We start from the raw sequence: 20,075 nt of genomic DNA on the forward strand, positions 1-20,075 counted from the left end.
CCCCGGCTTGATTAGATGGGCCGTCACGAATCTCCCCTTCCGAACGGACCAGGACCTGTGACAGCCAACTATCAAAGCCGTATCGGCGATATCCCCCTCGGCCTCACGTTCGACGACGTTCTGCTACGCCCCGGCGCCAGCGACATCGTGCCCAGCATGGCCGATACCCGCACCCGGCTGACGCGCGGGATCAAGCTTAACATCCCGGTCCTTTCGTCCGCGATGGATACCGTGACCGAGGCCGACATGGCGATCGTGATGGCGCAAATGGGCGGCATCGGCGTGCTCCACCGCAACCTCACGGTCGAGGAACAATGCGCCGCGGTGCGCGCGGTCAAGCGCTTCGAAAGCGGCATGGTGGTCAACCCCATCACGATCGGCCCCGATGCCACGTTGGGCGAAGCGCGCAGCCTGATGCAGGCCAACCGCATCAGCGGAATCCCCGTGGTCGAGGCCTCCGGCAAGCTCGTCGGCATCCTTACCAACCGCGACGTGCGCTTTGCTGACAACCCCGCGCAGCCGGTGCGCGAACTGATGACGCACGAGAACCTTGCCACTGTCCAACTCGGCGTGGGCGAGGAAGCCGCGCGCAAGCTGCTCCACCAGCGCCGGATCGAAAAGCTGCTGGTGGTGGACAATGCCTATCATTGCATCGGGCTGATCACGGTCAAGGACATCGAAAAGGCGGTCACCTACCCCAATGCCACCAAGGATTCAGCCGGACGCCTGCGCGTTGCGGCAGCCACCACGGTGGGCGACAAGGGCTTCGAACGGACCGAGGCGCTGCTCGCCGCCGAGTGCGACGTAATCGTGATCGACACTGCGCATGGCCACAACAAGGACGTTGCACGCGCGGTAGAGCGGGTGAAGCGCCTCTCGAACGGCGCGCAAGTCATCGCCGGCAACGTCGCCACCGGCGAAGCCGCACGCGCGCTGATCGACGCGGGCGCCGATGCGATCAAGGTCGGCATCGGGCCGGGCTCGATCTGCACCACGCGCATCGTCGCGGGCGTCGGCGTGCCCCAGCTCACCGCGATCATGGACGCCGCCGAAGAAGCCGAAAAATCGAACGTCCCCGTCATCGCCGACGGCGGTCTGCGAACCTCGGGCGACGCAGCCAAAGCGCTCGCCGCGGGAGCCTCCACCATCATGGTCGGCTCGCTGCTCGCCGGCACCGCCGAAGCGCCCGGCGAGACGTTCCTCTACCAGGGCCGCGCCTACAAGTCGTACCGCGGCATGGGCTCGGTCGGCGCGATGGCACGCGGCTCGGCCGATCGCTACTTCCAGCAGGACATCAAGGATCAGATGAAGTTGGTCCCCGAAGGCATCGAAGGCCAGGTCGCGTTCAAGGGCCCGGCCAAGGACGTGATCCACCAGCTCGTCGGCGGCATCAAGGCCGCGATGGGCTACACTGGCTCCGCCACGATCGATGATTTGCGCACCCGCGCGGAGTTTGTGCGGATCACGGGCGCGGGGCTGAGCGAGAGCCATGTGCATGATGTGACGATCACGCGGGAAGCACCGAATTACCCGACGCGGTGAGGGGGCGAGCAGACGATTGGCTCAAGAGCTTAGCGCCAAGATTGGACTATGCGAAGCGCTTCGACCCGCAACCCCGTCCATGCTGAGCTTGTCGAAGCACTGCCCTTTCTTTACGGTTGAAGCATAACTGCCTGAAGAAAAAGTAGTTCTTCCACAAGCTCAGGATGAATGGGTTTAAGTCAGGTATTTCGCATTTAACTCCAAGGGATGGATGCGACGGGCACAGCCTTTCGTGCCCTCAAGAGTCAGGAACCGCCCCAGCGGTGGAAGGGTGAGGATTGCCAGGACGTCATTCGCGTTGCGGAATGGCGTATTGTTTACCCCGAATTTGAGTCATGGTCAGGATCAAGTAAAATGTCACGGTGCCTGCGATCAGTCACCGCAATCGAAACCTAGGAACATTCGATGGTGTTGGAGCGCAAGCACGTAGAAGCAGCAATTGAGCGGATCAAGGCAGAAGGCCTTCCCGAAGGAAATAGGGAATCGACACGATGGGATTTGATTGACCCGAAGTCTGGTCAACGGTTCCCTCCAAAGGCGATATTGCGTTGGGCCCGGGAAAAGTCGGGCCAGACCATTGACAACCTTCCTGGCGGGGGCTGGCCCACTAATAACCCATTACGGAAATTAGGCTTTGAAATCGTTCCAAAAAATGAATCGAACGAGGTTGATACTGGCATCGCGGAAGATATTTCGAACGTCAAGAATTCTAAGTTTGATGCGACCACAAAAGCTCAGTTAATTGACGCTCGCCTTGGCCAGGGAAAATTTCGCAACGCCCTTATGGATCGTTGGCAGGAGTGCTGCCCAATCACTAAATGCACCGTAGCTGCGGTACTTCGAGCGTCCCATATTAAGCCATGGAGGGACAGCACCAACGCTGAAAGATTAGATCCAGCCAATGGGCTGCTTCTCTCTGCATCGATTGATGCGCTATTTGATCGAGCCCTACTTACTTTTGATTCTGATGGTGCAATGAAGGTGGCGAAGGAGGTGTCGAGCATTCAGCTCGATCGTCTTGGGGTCCCCTCCAACGTGAAAATTACTATCCCCGAAAATAGTCAGGTATTTATCAAGCAACACCAGGCTGAATTTCACACGAAGAACGGTCAGAGTTATTATCGGCGGTAGAGATGCTCGGCAGTCTGGTAGCACAATACAAACTTCAAACCATTTTCCTACATCACCCCAGCCTGCTACCTCCTTGCCCGCTCTTTGCCATCGTCAGCCCACCCAAACCCCAACGGACAAAACAGTCCGTGCACGACTTTTATCAACTAACTCCACCCAAACCCCAGAAATCCGCGAGTCGCACAAAACCACCCGTCCGCTAGGCAACGTGCCACTCGGACACTATTGGGAGCGCAAGGGGCCGTGCCCCTCGCATTTATTCTTTCCCCTCTTTTACCGGCCAAAACCCAACATGACCCCTTCCGCCCGCATCCAGTCCGCGATCGAAGTGCTCGACGGTGTGATCGCGGCGGCGCAAGGCAATGGCGCGTCGGCGGACCGGTTGCTCGGCGAATGGTTGCGCACGCGGCGCTTCATCGGCTCGAAAGACCGGCGCGCGATCCGTGAACTGGTTTATGGCGCGATCCGGTTCTGCGGTGAAATTCCGGCAAGCGGCCGCGCGGCGATGCTGGCCATGGCGCAGGGCGACGCTGCTGTCGCAGGCTTGTTCGATGGATCGAAGTATGGTCCGGCCGCGATCGAGCCAGACGAAGCCATTGCCGAAGCGGGCGTTGCGCCGCGCTGGCTGATCGGACTGCTTGAAGCATCGGGCCTCGGCCGTGCCGAACAGGCGGCGTTGCTGGACCGGGCGCCGCTCGATGTCCGCGTCAACCGGTTGAAGGTGACCCGCGGGGCGCTGGCCGCGCAACTGCCGATTGCCGCCGAGCCGATCGGTACGGGCCAGGCGCTGCGGCTGGCGGCGGGCACGCCCGTCGAAACCTGGCCGACCTTCGCCGATGGCCTGTTCGAAGTGCAGGACGCGGGCAGCCAACTGGCTTGCGCAGCGCTGGCCGCTTGTCCCGGCGAAGCGGTGATCGACTTGTGCGCCGGCGCGGGCGGCAAGACGCTGGCGCTGGCGGCGGCGATGGACAATCGCGGCACATTGCTGGCGTGCGATGTCGATCGCGGCCGATTGAGCAAGCTCGGCCCGCGCGCGCATCGCGCAGGCGCCATCGTCGAAACGCGGCTGCTCGATGGCGGGCGCGAGGCCGAACAACTGGCCGATTGGGCCGCGCGCGCCGACGCCGTGCTGATCGACGCGCCCTGTTCGGGCACCGGCACCTGGCGCCGCAATCCCGAGGCGCGCTGGCGGCTAACGCCCGATGCCTTGGCCCGGTACTGCACGGTCCAGCAGCGGCTGCTCGGGCTTGGCGCGGCGCTGGTCCGCTCCGGCGGGCGGATGACGTACGTGGTCTGCTCGCTGCTCGATGCCGAGGGTGCCCAGGCGATTGCGGCGTTCCTCCTGGCCAACCCGGGCTGGGCGCCGATGACGCTCGACGATTCGCCGGGCGAGGCACGCGGGGCCGGCGTCAGGCTAGATCCTGCCCGCACGGGCACCGACGGGTTTTTCTTCGCCACTTTGCAACGGCTATGATAGGTCTCGGGAACATGAGCGGACCCTCGCGCATTGCCGAAGTTCACCCCGTTGATCGCGCAGACAATCGCGGTCATGATGCGGCGGTCGGCGATGTCCGGCATCGGGCTGCTCACGAATTTCCCGGCCGCATTTCTGCCGTTGGGGCCAAGGAGTTCATCATGCGCTACTATCCCGCCGCCATTGCCCTGTCGTTGCTGGCCGGCGTAACGGCGAGCGTGGGGCAGGCCAAGGGCGGCGATCCGGTCGATCCGCGCGTCATGGCGCTGGTGGCGGGCGGAAACGACCTGCTGGGCAAGGGCGATGTGCCCGGCGCAACCGACGCTTTCGAAGCTGCGCTCGCGATCGATCCGGGTTCGGTGCCGGCAACCGTCGCGCTTGGCGATGCGGCGCGCAAGGCCGGGTTGCAGGGCAAGGCGATCCATTATTACCGGCTGGCGCTGGCGCGTGAGCCCGACAATCTCGATGCGATTGCTGGCGAGGGCGGTGCGCTGGCGGAAAAGGGCGCGCTGGATAAGGCCAAGCGCAACCTCAGCAAGCTCGAAGGGCTGTGCGGGCGCAATTGCACAGAAACCGCCTCGCTCAACGCCGCGATCATGCGCGGGCCGGCGGCGCGGGTGGTGTCGGCGGATTCGGTCAAGCCCGAACCCAAGGTCGAGAGCAACTAGGCGTTACTGGTCGTGCGGTGGCCTTGCTCCACCCCGTGTCCGGCCCCGGGCCCGGTATCGCCCTGTTCGCGCGCTATCCCACGCCGGGCGTGGCCAAGACGCGGCTGATCCCCGCCCTGGGTGAGGAAGGCGCGGCGGCACTTCATCGCAAGCTGGTCGAACTGACGCTGGCCGCGGTGCGCGACAGCGGGTTGCCGTTTGAAGTACGCGTGACGGGCGCATCGCCCGCTGCCTTCGCCGCCTGGTTGGGTGATACGGTTTCGCTGGTGCCGCAAGGTGATGGCGATCTGGGCGCACGGCTGGCGCGGGTGGAGGCTCCGATGCTGCTGATCGGCAGCGATTGCCCTGACTTGACGCCTACGCACCTGTTAGCTGCCGCAAGGAGACTGGAGACATCGGCGGCCGTGATCGGCCCGGCCGGAGACGGTGGTTACTGGCTGCTGGGGCTGGCGCACGCCCTGCCAGAGTGCTTCCAGGCCATGCCGTGGGGCACCGACACAGTGGCGGCCGAAACGCGCGCCCGGCTGGCGGCTGTGGGCATCACCCCTGTTGAGCTTGATACACTTCACGATTGCGATCGGCCCGAGGATCTCGCGCGCTGGCCGTGGCTGACCGCATGAGCCCGGTGACGGCGAACGTCTCGATCGTGGTGCCGATGCTGGACGAAGCTTTGGCGTTGCCCCGGCTGATCCGCGTGCTCGACTGCCTTTACCCGGCGCCGCTGGAAATCGTCGCGGTCGATGGCGGGTCTACCGATGACAGCGTGGCCATCGCGAGCGCGGCGGGGTGGCGGGTGATCGCTTCGCCGGTCGGGCGCGGTATCCAGGTGAACACCGGGGTCGAAGCTGCGGCTGGGTCGATTGTGTGCGTGCTCCATGCGGATACCTTGCCGCCCGACGATATGGTGGCGGTGATCGAGCGGGTGATGGCCGATCCCCGCACCGCGCTGGCGGGCTTCATCCCGCTGATCACCGGTGAGAAAACGCGCTGGGGCACCAGCCTGCACAACGTGGTCAAGACCTGGTACGCGCCGCTGCTGGTGCGCCCACATCTGTTCTTTCGCGGGGTGAGGCTGCTGTTCGGCGATCACGCGATGTTTTTCCGTCGCGCCGATTTCCTGGCCGTCGGCGGGTGCGATCCGGGGCTGCCGATCATGGAAGAGGCGGACTTGTGCATCAAGCTGGCGCGACTGGGCCGGGTGCGACTGGTGAGCCGCGTGGTGTTGACCTCGGATCGGCGGGTGGCAGCGTGGGGCCCGCTCAAGGCCAACTGGATCTACCTCAAGGTCGGGCTGATGTGGGCCTTCGGCGCGCGCGGCCGGCTGGGGGAGCACTATCCGCATGTTCGATAGCGCCGTTGAGGAACCCCGCAGCGATGCAGTGGTCGATCAGCCGGCGCATGAAGGCCGCACCGGTGGACGGGCAGGCGAGCCCGGTGGCGGCGCTAAACTGCGTGTCGTCAAAGCGGGGATCGCGCTGGAAATAGCTGGCGTAAAGCGCGGAGATGCGCGCAAACAGACGGAGTTCGGCGGGGGCAAGCGCCGCAGGGTCGAACGCGGCGGGATCGACCAGCACGGGTGCGGTGAATTGCGGATAGGCGCCGATTGCGGCCGCCCACTCGCTCACCGCGATCGGCGCACCCGACACGAGATGGTAGCGCCCGCCTGCCGCTCGCGGCATTGCCTCGGCAAGCGCGACGAGGCCGCTTGCAACATGGTCGATCGGCACGAAATCGAGTGTTGCCCCGGCGCGCGCCGGCAAATGGCGGATGCGACCTTCTGCGATCAGCTTGAACAGCGCATAGATCGTATCGAAGCTGCGGATCGCGCCGGTGCGGCTGTCGCCCACGACGATGCTGGGCCGGGCGACGACATGGCGTGGGCTGCGGCCGAAACCAGCGCCTCGGCCGCAGCCTTGCTCGCTTCGTAACCGTTGGCGAACCCGGTGGCGGGGAGTGGATCGGCCTCGCCGATCAATCCGTCGCGGGTTCCGCAAACGTAAGCGGTGCTGACGTGGAGCAGCGGCAGATCGGCACGCGTGGCGAGCGCAAGTACGGCCGCCGTTCCCGCCACGTTGATGGCCTCATATTCCGCTTCTGGAAGGTCGAAGCGGACCGTGGCGGCGCAGTGGATGATCATATCGTGGCTTGCCGCGATGCCCGCCGCCTCGGATTCGGCCAGCCCAAGCGCAGGCGCGGCAAGATCGATCGTCGCATGGCTGGCTACCGGCACCAGCGCGCCGGAGTTGCCCCGCACTTCACGGTTGCGGTGCACACCGGCGATGACCGCATGCCCGCGCGCGACCAGCCGCTGCGCCACTTCGCCACCGATCGATCCGGCCGCGCCGGTCAGGAATATTCGCATCGGCGCGCTTTTCGCCGATGCCCATTGCAACCGCAAGCCGCCCTTGAGCGTATGGCCAGGCAATGACGCATGACGTGATCGTGATCGGTGCGGGCTCGGCGGGCCTGACTGCGGCGGGTGGGCTGGCGATGTTCGGCTTGCGCGTGGCGCTGGTCGAAGGTGGTAAAATGGGCGGCGAGTGCCTCAACACCGGCTGCGTGCCGTCGAAGGCGCTGATTGCGGCGGCGGCGCGGGCGCAAGCGGGCAAGCGGGACTCGCTGGGCGTCGCTCTGGCGGCAACGGTCGATTGGGCGGGTGTCCGTGGGCATATCGAGCAGGCGATTGCGACGATCGCGCCACATGATTCGCCAGAGCGGTTCGAGGCGATGGGTGTCGAGGTGATCCGCGAGACCGCGCGTTTTCGCGATGCCCATACGGTGGAGGTGGGCGAACGGGTACTGCAAGCGCCCCGCATCGTGATTGCAACCGGCTCGCAACCGGCGATCCCGCCGATCGAGGGGCTGGCCGAAACACCTTTCCTGACAAACGAGACCCTGTTCGCGCTCGACCGACTGCCCAGCCATCTGATCGTGCTCGGCGGTGGCGCGGTCGGATGCGAAATGGCGCAGGCTTTCGCCCGGTTGGGCGCAAGGGTAACGCTGATCGAAGCCGAGGCGGCACTGGCGCGCGAAGATGCCGAAGCGGCGGGGCTGGTGCTCGACAATTTGCGCGGCGACGGTGTCGATCTGCGGATCGGGACAAAGGCAGTCCGTGTCGGCGCGTCCCGAACGGGCGTGAGCGTCACATTGCCCGAAGGTGAGGTGGTTGATGGCTCGCACTTGCTCGTGGCAACGGGGCGGCGCGCGTACATCGCATCGCTCGATCTCGACGCGGCGGACGTGCGGCATGGCGCCGATGGCATCGTGGTCGACGACTATCGGCGCACCAGCCAGCGGCATATCTACGCGATCGGCGATTGCCGCGCGGGCCCGCGGCTGACGCATGTTGCGGGCTATGAGGGATCGCTTGTGGTGTTGCAGATCGCGCTGGGTTTGCCCGGAAGGGTAGACTGGCGCGCGACACCGCGTGCGATCTATACCGACCCCGAACTCGCGCAGATCGGATTGACCGAAGCCGAGGCGCGCGCCCAACGCGGGCAGATCGAAGTAACGCGCGAGGACTTTGCACACAACGATCGCGCGGTGACCGAGGGCAATACGCGGGGTTTCATCAAGGTGATCCGACGGGGCGGAAATGTGCTGGGTGTAACGATCGTGGGCACACACGCGGGCGAACTGCTGCTGTCGTGGTCGCAGATCATGACCGGCAAGGCTTCGACGTTCGCGCTGGGTTCGGCGGTGATCGCTTATCCTACACGCTCAGAAATCGGCAAGGCAGCGGCGTTTGCGGTGTGGGAGCCGAAAGTGTTCGGCGCCTGGCCAAGGCGCTGGGCGCGGTTGCTGGCGAGGTTGCGGCGATGACCGGGCGTTCGCGCAAAGCACCTGCCGGGGCATCGCCGTTCGCGGTTTCCGCAGCGCCGCTGAACGCGGCCAAGTTCGCCGACCCGGACCGGACCGCCGATGGCAGTCCGCGCGCAACAGTGCCGCTGGTCGCGCTCGAAACGCTGTGGTTCAACACCGGTACGCTGTGCAACCTGGCTTGCGCGAATTGCTACATCGAAAGTTCGCCCACCAACGACGCGCTGGTCTACCTGGCCGCTGCCGATGTGTGCCGGTTCCTTGATGAAATCGCCGGCGCCGGCCTGCCTACGTGCGAAATCGGCTTCACCGGCGGCGAGCCGTTCATGAACCGCGAGATCATCAAGATGCTGGCCGATGCCCTGGTGCGCGGGCACGATGTGCTGGTGCTGACCAACGCGATGAAGCCGATGCGGCGCCACGATGCCGCGCTGCTGGCGTTGCGGGCAGAACACGGCGATCGGTTGACGCTGCGGGTCAGCCTCGATCATCACGCACGCGACATCCACGATGCGGAGCGCGGGCCGGGCAGCTTCGATGCCGCGATCGATGGTTTGCAATGGCTTTCGCAGCACGGCTTCCGCCTGGCGGTGGCGGGCCGTCATCTGGCGCATGAGGGCGAAGCGGAAGCCCGTGCAGGCTATGCCGAGCTGTTTGTGGCGGCCGGCATTGCGATCGATGCGGCCGATCCCGCCGCGCTGGTTCTGTTCCGCGAAATGGACGCCCGCGCCGATGTCGCCGAAATCTCCACCGCGTGCTGGCAAATCCTCGGCCAGTCGCCCGCCGACGTGATGTGCGCGACCAGCCGCATGGTCGTTCACCGCAAGGGCGAAGCAAGCCCACGCGTCGCCGCCCGCACGCTGATCCCTTACGATCCCGGGTTCGACATGGGATCGACGCTGGCCGAGGCCGCGCGCAGCGTATCGCTCAACCACCCGCATTGCGCGCGCTTCTGCGTGCTGGGCGGGGCGAGCTGTTCGGCATGAATTTCAAGCAAACCCTCAGGACGAGACCATGAACATCGAGAACAGCCAGCGGTATTATGGCGAAGTGCTGGGCCAGTCGGCCGATCTGCGCACCGATGCCTGCTGCACACTTGAGGCGCCACCACCCGCGATCCTGGCCGCGCTGGCCAATGTCCATGACGAGGTGCGCGCGCGCTATTACGGCTGCGGCCTGGTCGTGCCTCAGGCGATCGAGGGCGCGACGATCCTCGATCTGGGTTCGGGATCGGGGCAGGACGCTTATCTGCTCGCGCAACTGGTCGGTGAACACGGCAGCGTGACCGGGATCGACGCCACGCCCGAACAGCTTGTCGTGGCGACGCGACACCTGGACTGGCACCGCGAACGCTTCGGCTATGCGAAGGGCAACGTAAGCTTCATCGAAGGCGATATCGAACGACTGGGCGCGCTCGGTCTGCCCGAAGCCGCATTCGACGTGATAGTATCGAACTGCGTGATAAACCTGGTGGCCGACAAGGCCGCGGTCTTCGCCGCCGCGCACCGCCTGCTCAAGCCGGGCGGGGAGCTGTATTTCTCCGACATCTACGCCGATCGGCGCGTGCCGGCCGCGTTGCTCGAAGACCCGGTGCTTCACGGCGAATGCCTTGCCGGAGCGCTTTATTGGGGCGATTTCGACCGGCTGGCCAAGACCGCCGGGTTCGCCGATCCACGGCTGGTATCGCACCGCCCGCTCGCCATCAACGATCCGGCGATCGCGGCGATGCTCGATGGCATTGCCTTCCATTCGGCCACGTACCGCCTGTTCAAGATCGACGGACTGGAGCCGCAATGCGAGGATTACGGGCAGGCGGTGCGCTACAAGGGCACCATTGCCGGATCGGAGCGCGTGTTCCTGCTCGATGGCCACCATGCGATCGAGCGCGGCCGGCTGTTTCCGGTCTGCGGCAACACCTGGAACATGTTGGCCGAAACGCGCTTTGCCGAGCATTTCGAAATGTCCGGCGATTTTTCCACGCATTACGGCGTGTTCGCCGGGTGCGGCACCGAAAGCCCCTTCGCCACCGCGCCGGCTGGGGATGGGGCGGCCTGCTGCTAGACCCGCAGCCGGATTACTTCGTTCGCTGCGCCGCCACCAGCGCATCCCACGTGCTCCAGTCGATCGCGCGGCCCGGATAGGCCACCCGCTTGAACGGCCACTCAGCCTTCACCCATTTCGTCGCCCAGGCATAAAGTTCGGCATCGAACCCGGCGTCGTAGTCGGCCTTGGTTACCCAGATCCGCACTTGTGCGCCGTAGCCCGGAACCGGGCTGGGCGAGACATAGACGCAGCCACGCTCGCGCTTGCCGTCGGGTGTCAGCACCGAATAGGAGAATGCCTTCCGCGCGCGGAAGCGGGCCTGTTCGCCGTCCATGTCCTTCATCGCTTCGGCATCGGAAATGCCGGCGTGCGGCCAGGCGGTGCTGCGCGTGAAGGTTTTCTGCAGGTGTTCGACCGAGGACATGTAGGCATCGTAATCGATCTTCACCAAAGCTGGGCCGAGTGGCACGAGCTTGAAATGCGGTGTTTCGACCAGCGTCGGCACCCTGAAATCCGGCGCAACAAAGGCGGCTTTCGCGGCGGGGGCCGCTGCGTCTGATGCCTGCGCGGCCTGTGCGGCGGCTGGAATGCTCCCCAGCAAGGCCAGCGCCAGCACCAACGATCGGCCTGTGATCCCCAAGTTCATCCTGTCTGCTCCTGAACACTGGCGCGCGGCGGCGGCAAACCCAAGGTTCCATGGTCGGTACGATTGAGCAAGCGATCTTGCCTAGCGCGGCTTGCTGCTAGGTCCATGGCCGCCGTTCTGCTAAGCCCGCCGTCACGCAACCGGTGGGCAAAGGCGCTTTGGGCAGGAGCGAGTTGGAAGATCGGCCCGATGCAGAGCTTGTCGCCGCGGCGCAGGCCGGAGATCGCGCGGCGTTCGAGGCTTTGTTGCGCCGGCATTACGATCGCATTCACGGGCTCGCCTGGCATCTGACCGGCAGCCGCGCCGATGCCGATGACGTGGCTCAGGAGGTATGCTGCACGCTGGTCAACCGGCTCGGCAGCTATCGCGGCGAGGCGAAGTTCACCACCTGGCTGTGCGGCGTGGTCACCAATGCCAGCCGCGATTGCCTTCGCCGCAAGCGCCGTTTCGGCGGATTGGTCGAGCGGCTGGCGGTGATCGCGGGGCTGGCGCGGCAGCCCGACGGGCGCGACCTGCACGATTCAATGTGGCTCAAAAGCGCGATTGCGCGGATGAAACCGGCCATGCGCGAAACCGCCGCCTTGGTGGCGGGCCAACAACTCACCCACGCCGAAGCGGCGGCAATCCTCGGGATCAGCGAGGCAACGGTATCGTGGCGGATGCACGAGATCCGCAAGGTTCTAGGCGGGCCGGCGCGATGAACGGCCGGCGCGCACATTTTCTTTCCAAGGATTTCCGCGCGGGCGGCGTCTCAGGGTCATGCGGACAATTGTGTGCCGCTGCCTTGAGGGAGATCACCATGCCCCGTTTCCAGTTCCTCCACGTGACCAGCCTGGCCGCGCTGCTGCTGGCATCCTGCACGCAAAGCGCCAACCGCCTTGCCACCGCCGACGGTGAGAGCGCGGCCGATGTCGTCGTCACCGGCCAGCGCGTCGACATGCGCGAAGAGGTGGCCGACGCTGCGACGCGCGCTGCCGGTATTGTCGAACCCACCGAACCCGGCGCTCCGCCGCCACCGCCGCCACCGCCTCCGCCTCCGATGGTGTCGATGCAGGCGCCGGCCCCGGTTGGTGCGATGAAATCGATGAATCGCGGGTTTTCGCTTGCGCGGACCGAGGCCATGCGCGCCCCCGAACCGCTGCCGCCGCACTATTATCATGACGAAGGCCGCGACAAGTTCGATGCTCCGGCCGAAAACGCCTTCAAACTGGTCCGCGAGGAGCCGGTTTCGACGTTCTCGCTCGATGTGGACACCGCCAGCTACGCGTTCGTGCGTGCCTCGCTCAATCGCAACGTCATGCCCCAACCGGCCTCTGTGCGGACCGAAGAGATGGTCAATTACTTCCGCTATGACTATGCGCGGCCGGCATCGAAGGACGTGCCGTTCAGCAATGCCGTTTCGGTCTTCCCCAGCCCTTTCACGCCCGGCCGCAAGATCGTGCGGATCGGCGTGCGCGGTTATGACTTGCGCGCCGCCACACGTCCGCGTGCGAACCTGGTGTTCCTGATCGACACCTCGGGTTCGATGTACGAACCCAACAAGCTGCCGCTGGTCAAGCAGGCGCTGTCGATGCTGCTCGACACGCTTGACGAGCGGGATCGCGTGGCGATCGTGACTTATGCGGGCAATGCCGGGGTGGCGCTGGCGCCCACGCCTGCCAGCGACAAGGCGCGGATTCGCGCGGTGCTGAACCACCTGGAGGCTGGCGGCAGCACGGCCGGGGCCGAGGGCATCCGCCAGGCCTATGCGCTGGCCGAACAGAACTTCGATGCGCACGGCGTCAACCGCGTGATGCTGGCGACCGATGGCGATTTCAACGTCGGCATCACGAACACGGCTGAATTGAAGGGTTATGTCGAGCGTGAGCGCGGCAAGGGCGTGTTCCTGTCGGTGCTCGGCTTCGGCATGGGCAATTACAACGATGCGATGATGCAGACGCTGGCGCAGAACGGCAACGGCGCGGCGGCCTACATCGATACCCTGGGAGAGGCGCGCAAGGTGCTGGTGGACGAAGCCAGCGGCACGCTGTTCCCGATTGCCAAGGACGTGAAGATCCAGGTCGAATTCAATCCCGCGATGGTCGCCGAATATCGCTTGATCGGCTACGAGACGCGGATGTTGAACCGTGACGACTTCGACAACGACAAGGTGGACGCGGGTGACGTGGGGGCCGGGCAGACCGTGACCGCGTTGTACGAGATCGTGCCGGTGGGCGGTCCGCGGGCGATTCCGGCGCTGCGCTATCAGCGGCCCGCCGCGCATGCGGTGCCGGGCGGGAGCGAGTATGGCTACGTCAAGATCCGCTACAAGCTGCCTAAGTCCGACGTCAGCCGGCTGATCGCAACGCCGATCGACCACCGCGCTGAAGCAGCAAGCTTTGAAGCGGCGCCGCAGGATGCGCGGTTCGCCACGGCGGTTGCGGCGTTTGCCGAATTGCTCAAGGGCGGCAAGTATAGCGGCCGGGTCATGTATGACGACGTGCTGCGCGTGGCCAACGGCGCGCGCGGCGAGGATGCCTACGGCCACCGCGCCGAATTCATGCAGATGGTCCGCGCAGCGAAGTCGGCGCAGGCGCTGCCCGAACTGGCGACGCGGCGGTGATGGCGCGGGGATCGGCCCGAATGCGCCTACAGCGCGCGGCGCCGGTCCCCGTGGCTTTCCGCGCGCGCGCCTGTTCGCGGATACCGGTGCGATGACCGGCGAGGAGGATGACCTGGCGAGCTCGCTGCCGCCACAGCCGCCACCCGCGCCGGCGAAGCGCGAAGCTGCGATTGCCGAAGCTATGCGGCGCTTCGATGGTGGCGGTGCGCAAGCCGCCGTGCCGCCACGGCGCTCGCTGCGATCACGGCCGCAATTGGCCGGGCTGGCCGTTGCATCGCTGGTCTTGGTCGTGGGTGTGCCCGTTGCCTGGCTCGCGCTCGATCGCGATCAGTTCCATGCAGCGTCCAGGCTCGATCGCAGTCGGATCGACCTGCCGTCTTCGCCTGCTGCGGCAGATCGGGTAGCGCCGCCGCCCATCGCGCCGGAACCTGTGCAGGCGCAGATTCCGGTCAAGACTGTAGAGTCGCCGTCACCTCGTGCCGCTTTGCCTTTGCCCGGTGCCGTCTTGCCGCGCGACGCCAAGGCGCCCCCACCGTCGCCTGCCCCGCCTCCACCTCCTCCTCCACCTCCTCCACCGGCCATCGTTGCAGCCGCTCCTGCCGCGCCGGTAGTCGCCGGTGCGGCCGCCATGCGCGAAGAGCGGCGTGGATTTTCGATCAGCCGGCCAGCGGCAATACCGCCTGCGGCTGCAGCCAAATCGTCGGCCGCATCAGCCAACCAAGCCACCGTCAGCGATGCCGGCGCAGCGCGCGGCCGGGCTGCGGCGGAGGAGAGCGCCGACGTAGTCGTGACCGGAACGCGTGTGCAGCGCGGTGATGCGCTGGCCGCCGCAGCTTCGCGCGATCGCGCAAGCGTTCGGCTACCCAAACCCGCGCAGTCGTTTCTCGACCAGGGGTTGGCCAAGGCGAGGGCGGGGGACAATACGGGCGCGCTTGCCGATCTGGACGAGGCCGTGCGGCTCGCGCCGCGATCGGCGCAAGTGCATTACGAACGCGGCCGACTTCTGCGCGCCTTGGGCGAGGAGCGGCGCGCCAGGGCAGAATTCGCGCGCGCGGCCGAACTCGATCCTGCCTTCGGTGAAGCCGAGGATTGACGGCGATCAGCGGCCCTGCCAGCTTCCACCCAGCGCCTTGACCAGCGTTGCGTATGCCTCGAACGCGCCCTCATGGGCTTGCACGGCCGCGCGATCGGCCGCGCTGTAGGCCGCTTGCGCCTGTAGCAGCGCGAGCAGATCATCCTCGCCCGCCTGGTAACGTTGGCGCGCGAGATGGAGCGACACACGGGCGGCGTTGCGCGCGGCATCGCGTTCGGAGGCAGTTGCGTTGGCAGCGGCGTAGCGGTTGATCGCGGTTTCGCTGTCGGCCAACGCACCCAGAACCGCCTTGGTAAAGCGCGCGGTGGCCTGGTCGGCGCGGGCATTGGCAACGCCGATCTGCGCGCGGACTTTGCCGGCGTCGAAGATCGCCCAGCTCAGCCGGGGGCCGAGAACGAAACCGAAGCTGTTGCCCGATGCGAGATCGCCCAGACTGCGCGCTTGCTGGCTGAAACTTCCCGATAAGCTGAGCCGGGGATAGAGGTCGGCCGTCTCCACGCCGATCTGCGCGGTGGCAGCGGCAAGATCGGCCTCGGCAGCGCGAACGTCGGGGCGGCGGCGGAGCATGTCGGCGCGGATGCCCACCGCGACGTTGGCGGGAAGGGCGGGCAAGGGGGCGGGGGTGTCGATCAGGCCGGTAACCGCTTCGGGCGCGCGGCCCGTGAGCAGCGCCAGCCTGAAGGCGGCAGCGCGAATGTCGGCTTCGAGCCCGGGAATCGCAGCGGCGGCGGTGCGGGCCTGCTCTTCGGCCCGTGCGTCGTCGAAGCGCGCGGCTTCGCCCGAGGTGTAGCGCAAATGCGCGATCCGCGCGGTGTCGGCGGCGGTCTGCGCATCGGCGCGGACGTTGCCGAGCACAGCCTGGCTCCCTCGCAACTGGGCATAGCTGCACACCACTTCGGCGACCACTTGCAACTGCACGTCGACGGCGCGCGCGCTTGTGGCATCGATCAGGTGATCGCCGGCCTCGATCGCGCGGCGCTGGCCGCCCCACAGATCGATCTCCCACGAGGCATCGAAGCCTGCATCGAATAGCGAAAAATCGCGCTGGTAGAACGGGATGTTCTTGGCGGGAAACTGGCCGTTGAGGCTGGTTTCGACTTGCTGCGCCGATCCGCTGATCGAGGCTTTTGGAAGGGTGCGCGCCTTGGCGACGCCGCGCTCGGCGCGGGCCTCGCGCAGCCGGCCTTCGGCCTCTGCAATGTCGAGGTTGGCGGACAGGGCCTTGTCGATCAAGTCGCTCAGCACCGCATCGCCGAGCTTGCTCCATGGTGCCAGATCGGCTTCGGCGGTGTTGGCCGGACTTACCCAAGCGGCGTGTTCGCCGGGTGTGGCGGGGCGTTGGAAATTCGGCCCGACCGTGCAAGCGGTGGCGAGCAAGGGCAGGGCGAGCAGAATCGTGCGGCGCATCGGGGCTACTCCAGGCGCGAACGGAAGAGGTATGAGGCGGCGCCGATTGTCACTGCCGCGATCACCGCCATCGGCCACGTGTTGGCGAAAACGTCGGCGGCGGGCATGCCCTTGAGGAACAGACCCTCGGTTACGATCAGGAAGTGTTTGGCGGGGTTGGCTTCGGCCAGGATCTGCAGGAACGGCGGGATATTGTCGATCGGCGCGGCATAACCCGAAAGCAGGAACACCGGCACGGTCAGCGCGAACATGCCCAGGAACGCCTGCTGCTGCGTGTTCGCCACCACCGAAACCAGCATGCCGATCCCCGCCATCGCCAGCAGGAACACCACCAGCGAAGGATAGAACAGCCACAGCGATCCGCGGAACGGCACGCCGAAAATCAGCGGGTTGGCAACGATGTAGAGCGTGGCGTTGGCAACGCCGATCAGCACCGGCGGCACCAGCTTGCCCGCCAGGATTTCCCACACGCGAAACGGGCTGACCATCAACTGGTCGTATGTGCCCAGTTCCTTTTCGCGCGCCACCGATTGCGAAACGACCGCGGTGGCCGAAACCAGCGAGATGATCACCACCAGCGAGGGAATGGTGAACCACAAGTAGTCGAGGTTGGGGTTGAACCAGTGTGTTGCGCTTGATGATCCGGGCGGCGGCTGTGACCGTGCGAGGTGGATATCGGCGGCAACCCCGCCGACGATGCGATCGACATAGCCGCCAACGATCTGCGCTGCGTTCGATCGGCGCCCGTCGAACACCGCCCCCACCACGCCGCCGCGCCCTGAACTGACATCGGCGGAAAAGTGGGCATCGAAGCGCAGCGCGGCGATCACTTGCTGGGTGTTGATCGCCCTGGCCAGCGCTTCGTCCGAATCGAGCCGGATCAGCCGCTTGACGTTGGGGCTGCCCGCCACGCGCTGGATGATCTCGTGGCTCCACTGCCCGCCATCGCGATCGAGCACGCCCAGCGTCACGTTGCGGACTTCCAGCGTCGAGGCATAGCCGAACACCAGCAACTGGATCAGCGGCGGTACGATCAGGGAAATCCGCGCGCGCGGATCGCGCAGCACCGCCCACAATTCCTTGACGATGATCGCGGCAAGCCGTGGCCCGAGCAGGTTGGCGATCATGCGATCCGCCGCCGCGTGGCGCGCACCGCGAGCACGAAGAACAGCAGGCCGAACCCGATTAGCGCCGCCATGTTGGGCAGGAACAGGCTCCAGTCGTCGCCGGCGATGAACACCGTCTGCAGTTGCGGGATCAGGTAGCGCGAGGGCACGAGGTAGGTGATCGCCTGGATCGGCTTGGGCATCGAGCTGATTTCGAACAGGAATCCGGACAGAAGCATCGTCGGCAGGAAAGCTGACAACAGCGCGACCTGGCTGGCGACGAACTGGTTCTTGAAGGCCGCCGATATGAGCAGGCCCTGGCCGAGCGCCGGAAAAAGGAAGGCGCTGGCGATCACGAACAGCGCAAACGGCGATCCCCGGAACGGCACGCCGAATACGGTCACCGCGAGAACCGCGCACATCGTCATCGAAAGCAGCGCCAGCGCAAAGTAGGGCACCACTTTGGTGGCGATGAATTCGATCATGCCGACGGGCGTCGCCATGATCGCCTCCAGCGTACCGCGTTCCCATTCGCGCGCGATCACCAGCGAAGTGAGCAGCGTGCCGACCATCGTCATCACCACCGCGATCGATCCGGGTACGAGGAAATAGCGGCTTTTCAGCTCGGGGTTGAACCAGAAACGCGGCGCGGTCTGGATCGGGGGTGCGCGGGTGGTGCGGCGATCGCTGGCGCGCGCAGCGGCCCAAGTGGCGCGCACGCCTTCGGCATAGGCGCCGATGAAGCTGGCGGTGTTGGGCAGCGATCCGTCGGTCAAGACCTGGATATCGCAGCCTCCGGTATTGGCACCTTTCGCCACCTGCCGGCCGAACCCGTCGGGGATCACGACAATGCCGCGAATTTGGCCACCTACCATCTGCGGCGCGAGTTCGCTGACCGACCCGGTCGCCCGGACCTCGAACCATTGCGAGGTTTGGAAGCTGCCCGCCAGGCTGTGTGCGGCCTCGCTGTTGTCCTGCAACGACAAGCCGATACGGCTGCGCGCGGTGTCGAGGTTCACGCCATAACCGAACAGGAACAGCAGCAGCATCGGCAGCACGAAGGCGATCAGGAAAGTCGACGGATCGCGCGCGATCTGCAGGCTTTCCTTGACCAGCATCGCGCCGAAGCGGCGGGGGTTGAAGGCGGCGCTCATGCCGCTTCGCGTTGCAGGTCGGAGGCTGCGATCAGCGCGATGAAGGCATCCTCCATCGTCGCATTTGACTTGCCCGCTTGCGCTTTCAGTTCATCGGGCGTGCCCGTGGCGATTTGCCGCGCGCGATAGATCAGCGTGGCGCGGTCGCAGTATTCGGCCTCGTCCATGAAGTGCGTGGTGACCAGCACGGTCACGCCCTTTTCGACCAGCCCGTTGATGTGCGTCCAGAATTCGCGCCGCACGATCGGATCGACGCCCGATGTCGGCTCGTCGAGGAACAGCACCGGCGGCTGGTGCAGCACCGCGCAGGCCAACGCCAGACGCTGCTTGAAGCCGAGCGGCATCGTGCCTGCATTGGCACCGAGATAGCGATGCAAGTGGAAGATCTCGATCGCGCGCTCGATCGCTTCGCGTGCGGCGCCGTTCTTCAGGCCATACGTCCCGGCGAAGAAATTGAGGTTCTGCCGCACCGAAAGATCGCCATAAAGCGAGAATTTCTGCGCCATGTAGCCGAGCGATTGGCGCGCATCGGCCTTGGCACGTCGCAAGTCGAACCCGGCGACCGAGCCGTTGCCTTCGCTCGGGGTCAGCAGCCCGCAGAGCATCTTGAAGGTGGTCGATTTGCCAGCGCCGTTGGGTCCGAGTAGCCCGAAGATCTGCCCGCGCGGAACGGTGAAGCTGATGTGATCGGCCGCGGTGAAGGTGCCGAAGCGCCGCGTGAGCCCTTGCGCAACGATGGCGGGCGCCTCGGTTGCGGGGATCGTGCGGTAATGCTCTGCCAGTTGCGAGGTGCCCGACGGACCGCCGCCGAGCAGGTCGATGAAGGCGTCCTCGAAGCGCGGGTGGATGCGCTCGATCGCGCCGCCCGCAAGCCCAAGCGCTTGCGGCGAGGGGGCAGGCGTATCGGCCTTGAGCATCAGCCGCAGCGCGTCGCCCTGGACCGTGCCGTCGATCACCGCGGGATGGTCGAGCGCGTGTTGGAGGATGGCGCGGCGACCAAGGCTGGGCACCGCGACCCGGATCACGCGATCCGCCAGCTTGTCGGTCAGTGCCTGGGGCGGGCCATCGTAAAGCCGCTTGCCTTCGCTCAGCAGCGTGACGGTGTCGCACTTCTCGGCTTCGTCGAGATAGGCGGTCGACCACAGCACGCCGATCCCGTCGCCGGCCAGGTCCTTGACCATCTGCCACAATTCGCGCCGCGAAACCGGGTCGACGCCCACGCCGGGTTCGTCGAGCAGCAGCAGCTTCGGCGCGCGCACCATCGCGCAGGCGAGGCCCAGTTTCTGCTTCATGCCGCCCGACAGCTTGCCCGCCAATCGCGTGGAAAAGCGCTTGAGGTCGGTGAAATCGAGCAGCCGGTCGAAGCTCGCCTGCCGTTCACCCGGCGGCA

19 protein-coding genes are annotated in these 20,075 nt (G+C 65.8%); 12 read left to right on the top strand and 7 right to left on the bottom strand.

The genetic code is table 11. The features are described from left to right. The first annotated feature begins 57 nt into the window (after positions 1–57). The 6 genes from guaB to Q0R16_RS01840 all read left to right on the top strand — a co-directional run bounded on the left by guaB (position 58) and on the right by Q0R16_RS01840 (position 6,166). Positions 58–1,542 carry an IMP dehydrogenase gene (guaB, locus tag Q0R16_RS01815; RefSeq protein WP_295631208.1) on the top strand — a complete coding sequence of 495 codons (1,485 nt, stop codon included), beginning with the start codon at positions 58–60 and terminating at the stop codon, positions 1,540–1,542. A 405-nt stretch (positions 1,543–1,947) separates the two neighbouring features. Continuing rightward, positions 1,948–2,673 carry an HNH endonuclease signature motif containing protein gene (locus Q0R16_RS01820; RefSeq protein WP_295631210.1) on the top strand — a complete coding sequence of 242 codons (726 nt, stop codon included), beginning with the start codon at positions 1,948–1,950 and terminating at the stop codon, positions 2,671–2,673. Between the two features lie 292 nt (positions 2,674–2,965). After that, the gene (locus Q0R16_RS01825; protein ID WP_295631212.1) at positions 2,966–4,147 is read left to right on the top strand and encodes an RsmB/NOP family class I SAM-dependent RNA methyltransferase; all 1,182 of its coding nucleotides are present in this window, start codon (positions 2,966–2,968) and stop codon (positions 4,145–4,147) included. 161 nt (positions 4,148–4,308) lie between these two features. After that, positions 4,309–4,815 (top strand): hypothetical protein, encoded by a 507-nt coding sequence (locus Q0R16_RS01830; protein WP_295631214.1) that lies wholly within the window; start codon positions 4,309–4,311, stop codon positions 4,813–4,815. 35 nt (positions 4,816–4,850) lie between these two features. Further along, a complete protein-coding gene (locus tag Q0R16_RS01835; protein WP_295631216.1) occupies positions 4,851–5,435 on the top strand; it encodes a TIGR04282 family arsenosugar biosynthesis glycosyltransferase in 585 nt (194 codons plus the stop codon). Further along, positions 5,420–6,166, top strand: a complete 747-nt coding sequence (locus Q0R16_RS01840) for a glycosyltransferase (protein ID WP_295631218.1) — start codon at positions 5,420–5,422, stop codon at positions 6,164–6,166. The genes Q0R16_RS01835 and Q0R16_RS01840 overlap by 16 nt, the downstream gene beginning before the upstream one ends. Here the strand turns inward: Q0R16_RS01840 and Q0R16_RS01845 are convergent. Together Q0R16_RS01845 and Q0R16_RS01850 are read right to left on the bottom strand one after the other, a co-directional pair. Then, positions 6,096–6,662 carry an SDR family oxidoreductase gene (locus tag Q0R16_RS01845; protein ID WP_295631220.1) on the bottom strand — a complete coding sequence of 189 codons (567 nt, stop codon included), beginning with the start codon at positions 6,660–6,662 and terminating at the stop codon, positions 6,096–6,098. The genes Q0R16_RS01840 and Q0R16_RS01845 overlap by 71 nt on opposite strands. Continuing rightward, complete coding sequence (locus Q0R16_RS01850; protein ID WP_295631222.1) at positions 6,599–7,177, bottom strand: SDR family oxidoreductase; 579 nt, start codon at positions 7,175–7,177, stop codon at positions 6,599–6,601. Before Q0R16_RS01850 ends, Q0R16_RS01845 begins: the two co-directional genes overlap by 64 nt. A 62-nt stretch (positions 7,178–7,239) precedes the next feature. Between Q0R16_RS01850 and Q0R16_RS01855 the strand changes: the two genes are divergently transcribed. From Q0R16_RS01855 to Q0R16_RS01865, 3 genes are read left to right on the top strand one after another with little or no spacing between them, the layout of a single operon-like run. Continuing rightward, positions 7,240–8,637 (top strand): FAD-dependent oxidoreductase, encoded by a 1,398-nt coding sequence (locus Q0R16_RS01855; protein WP_295631224.1) that lies wholly within the window; start codon positions 7,240–7,242, stop codon positions 8,635–8,637. Then, on the top strand, positions 8,634–9,620 hold the full coding sequence (locus Q0R16_RS01860) for a radical SAM protein (protein WP_295631226.1): 987 nt from the start codon (positions 8,634–8,636) through the stop codon (positions 9,618–9,620). Before Q0R16_RS01855 ends, Q0R16_RS01860 begins: the two co-directional genes overlap by 4 nt. Before the next feature lie 28 nt (positions 9,621–9,648). Further along, positions 9,649–10,695: a methyltransferase domain-containing protein gene (locus Q0R16_RS01865; protein ID WP_295631229.1), complete on the top strand. Its 1,047-nt coding sequence runs from the start codon at positions 9,649–9,651 to the stop codon at positions 10,693–10,695. Between the two features lie 13 nt (positions 10,696–10,708). Here the strand turns inward: Q0R16_RS01865 and Q0R16_RS01870 are convergent, their stop codons facing one another. After that, positions 10,709–11,323: a twin-arginine translocation pathway signal protein gene (locus tag Q0R16_RS01870; RefSeq protein ID WP_295631231.1), complete on the bottom strand. Its 615-nt coding sequence runs from the start codon at positions 11,321–11,323 to the stop codon at positions 10,709–10,711. 173 nt (positions 11,324–11,496) lie between these two features. Between Q0R16_RS01870 and Q0R16_RS01875 the strand changes: the two genes are divergently transcribed. The 3 genes from Q0R16_RS01875 to Q0R16_RS01885 all read left to right on the top strand — a co-directional run bounded on the left by Q0R16_RS01875 (position 11,497) and on the right by Q0R16_RS01885 (position 15,018). Beyond that, complete coding sequence (locus Q0R16_RS01875) at positions 11,497–12,024, top strand: sigma-70 family RNA polymerase sigma factor (protein ID WP_295631233.1); 528 nt, start codon at positions 11,497–11,499, stop codon at positions 12,022–12,024. Positions 12,025–12,122: 98 nt separating this feature from the next. Then, on the top strand, positions 12,123–13,925 hold the full coding sequence (locus Q0R16_RS01880) for a VWA domain-containing protein (protein ID WP_295631235.1): 1,803 nt from the start codon (positions 12,123–12,125) through the stop codon (positions 13,923–13,925). A gap of 91 nt (positions 13,926–14,016) precedes the next feature. Next, complete coding sequence (locus Q0R16_RS01885) at positions 14,017–15,018, top strand: hypothetical protein (RefSeq protein ID WP_295631237.1); 1,002 nt, start codon at positions 14,017–14,019, stop codon at positions 15,016–15,018. A 6-nt stretch (positions 15,019–15,024) separates the two neighbouring features. Here the strand turns inward: Q0R16_RS01885 and Q0R16_RS01890 are convergent, their stop codons facing one another. From Q0R16_RS01890 to Q0R16_RS01905, 4 genes are all read right to left on the bottom strand, one after another. After that, a complete protein-coding gene (locus Q0R16_RS01890) occupies positions 15,025–16,425 on the bottom strand; it encodes an efflux transporter outer membrane subunit (RefSeq protein ID WP_295631239.1) in 1,401 nt (466 codons plus the stop codon). Between the two features lie 5 nt (positions 16,426–16,430). Beyond that, positions 16,431–17,552 carry an ABC transporter permease gene (locus Q0R16_RS01895; protein WP_295631241.1) on the bottom strand — a complete coding sequence of 374 codons (1,122 nt, stop codon included), beginning with the start codon at positions 17,550–17,552 and terminating at the stop codon, positions 16,431–16,433. Then, complete coding sequence (locus Q0R16_RS01900; RefSeq protein WP_295631243.1) at positions 17,549–18,685, bottom strand: ABC transporter permease; 1,137 nt, start codon at positions 18,683–18,685, stop codon at positions 17,549–17,551. The genes Q0R16_RS01895 and Q0R16_RS01900 overlap by 4 nt, the downstream gene beginning before the upstream one ends. Further along, positions 18,682–20,075, bottom strand: a 1,394-nt coding sequence (locus Q0R16_RS01905) for an ATP-binding cassette domain-containing protein (RefSeq protein WP_295631245.1), incomplete at its 5' end; no start/stop codon positions are given. The genes Q0R16_RS01900 and Q0R16_RS01905, both read right to left, overlap by 4 nt.

This window comes from Novosphingobium sp., assembly GCF_025351285.1.
GTDB lineage: Bacteria > Pseudomonadota > Alphaproteobacteria > Sphingomonadales > Sphingomonadaceae > Novosphingobium.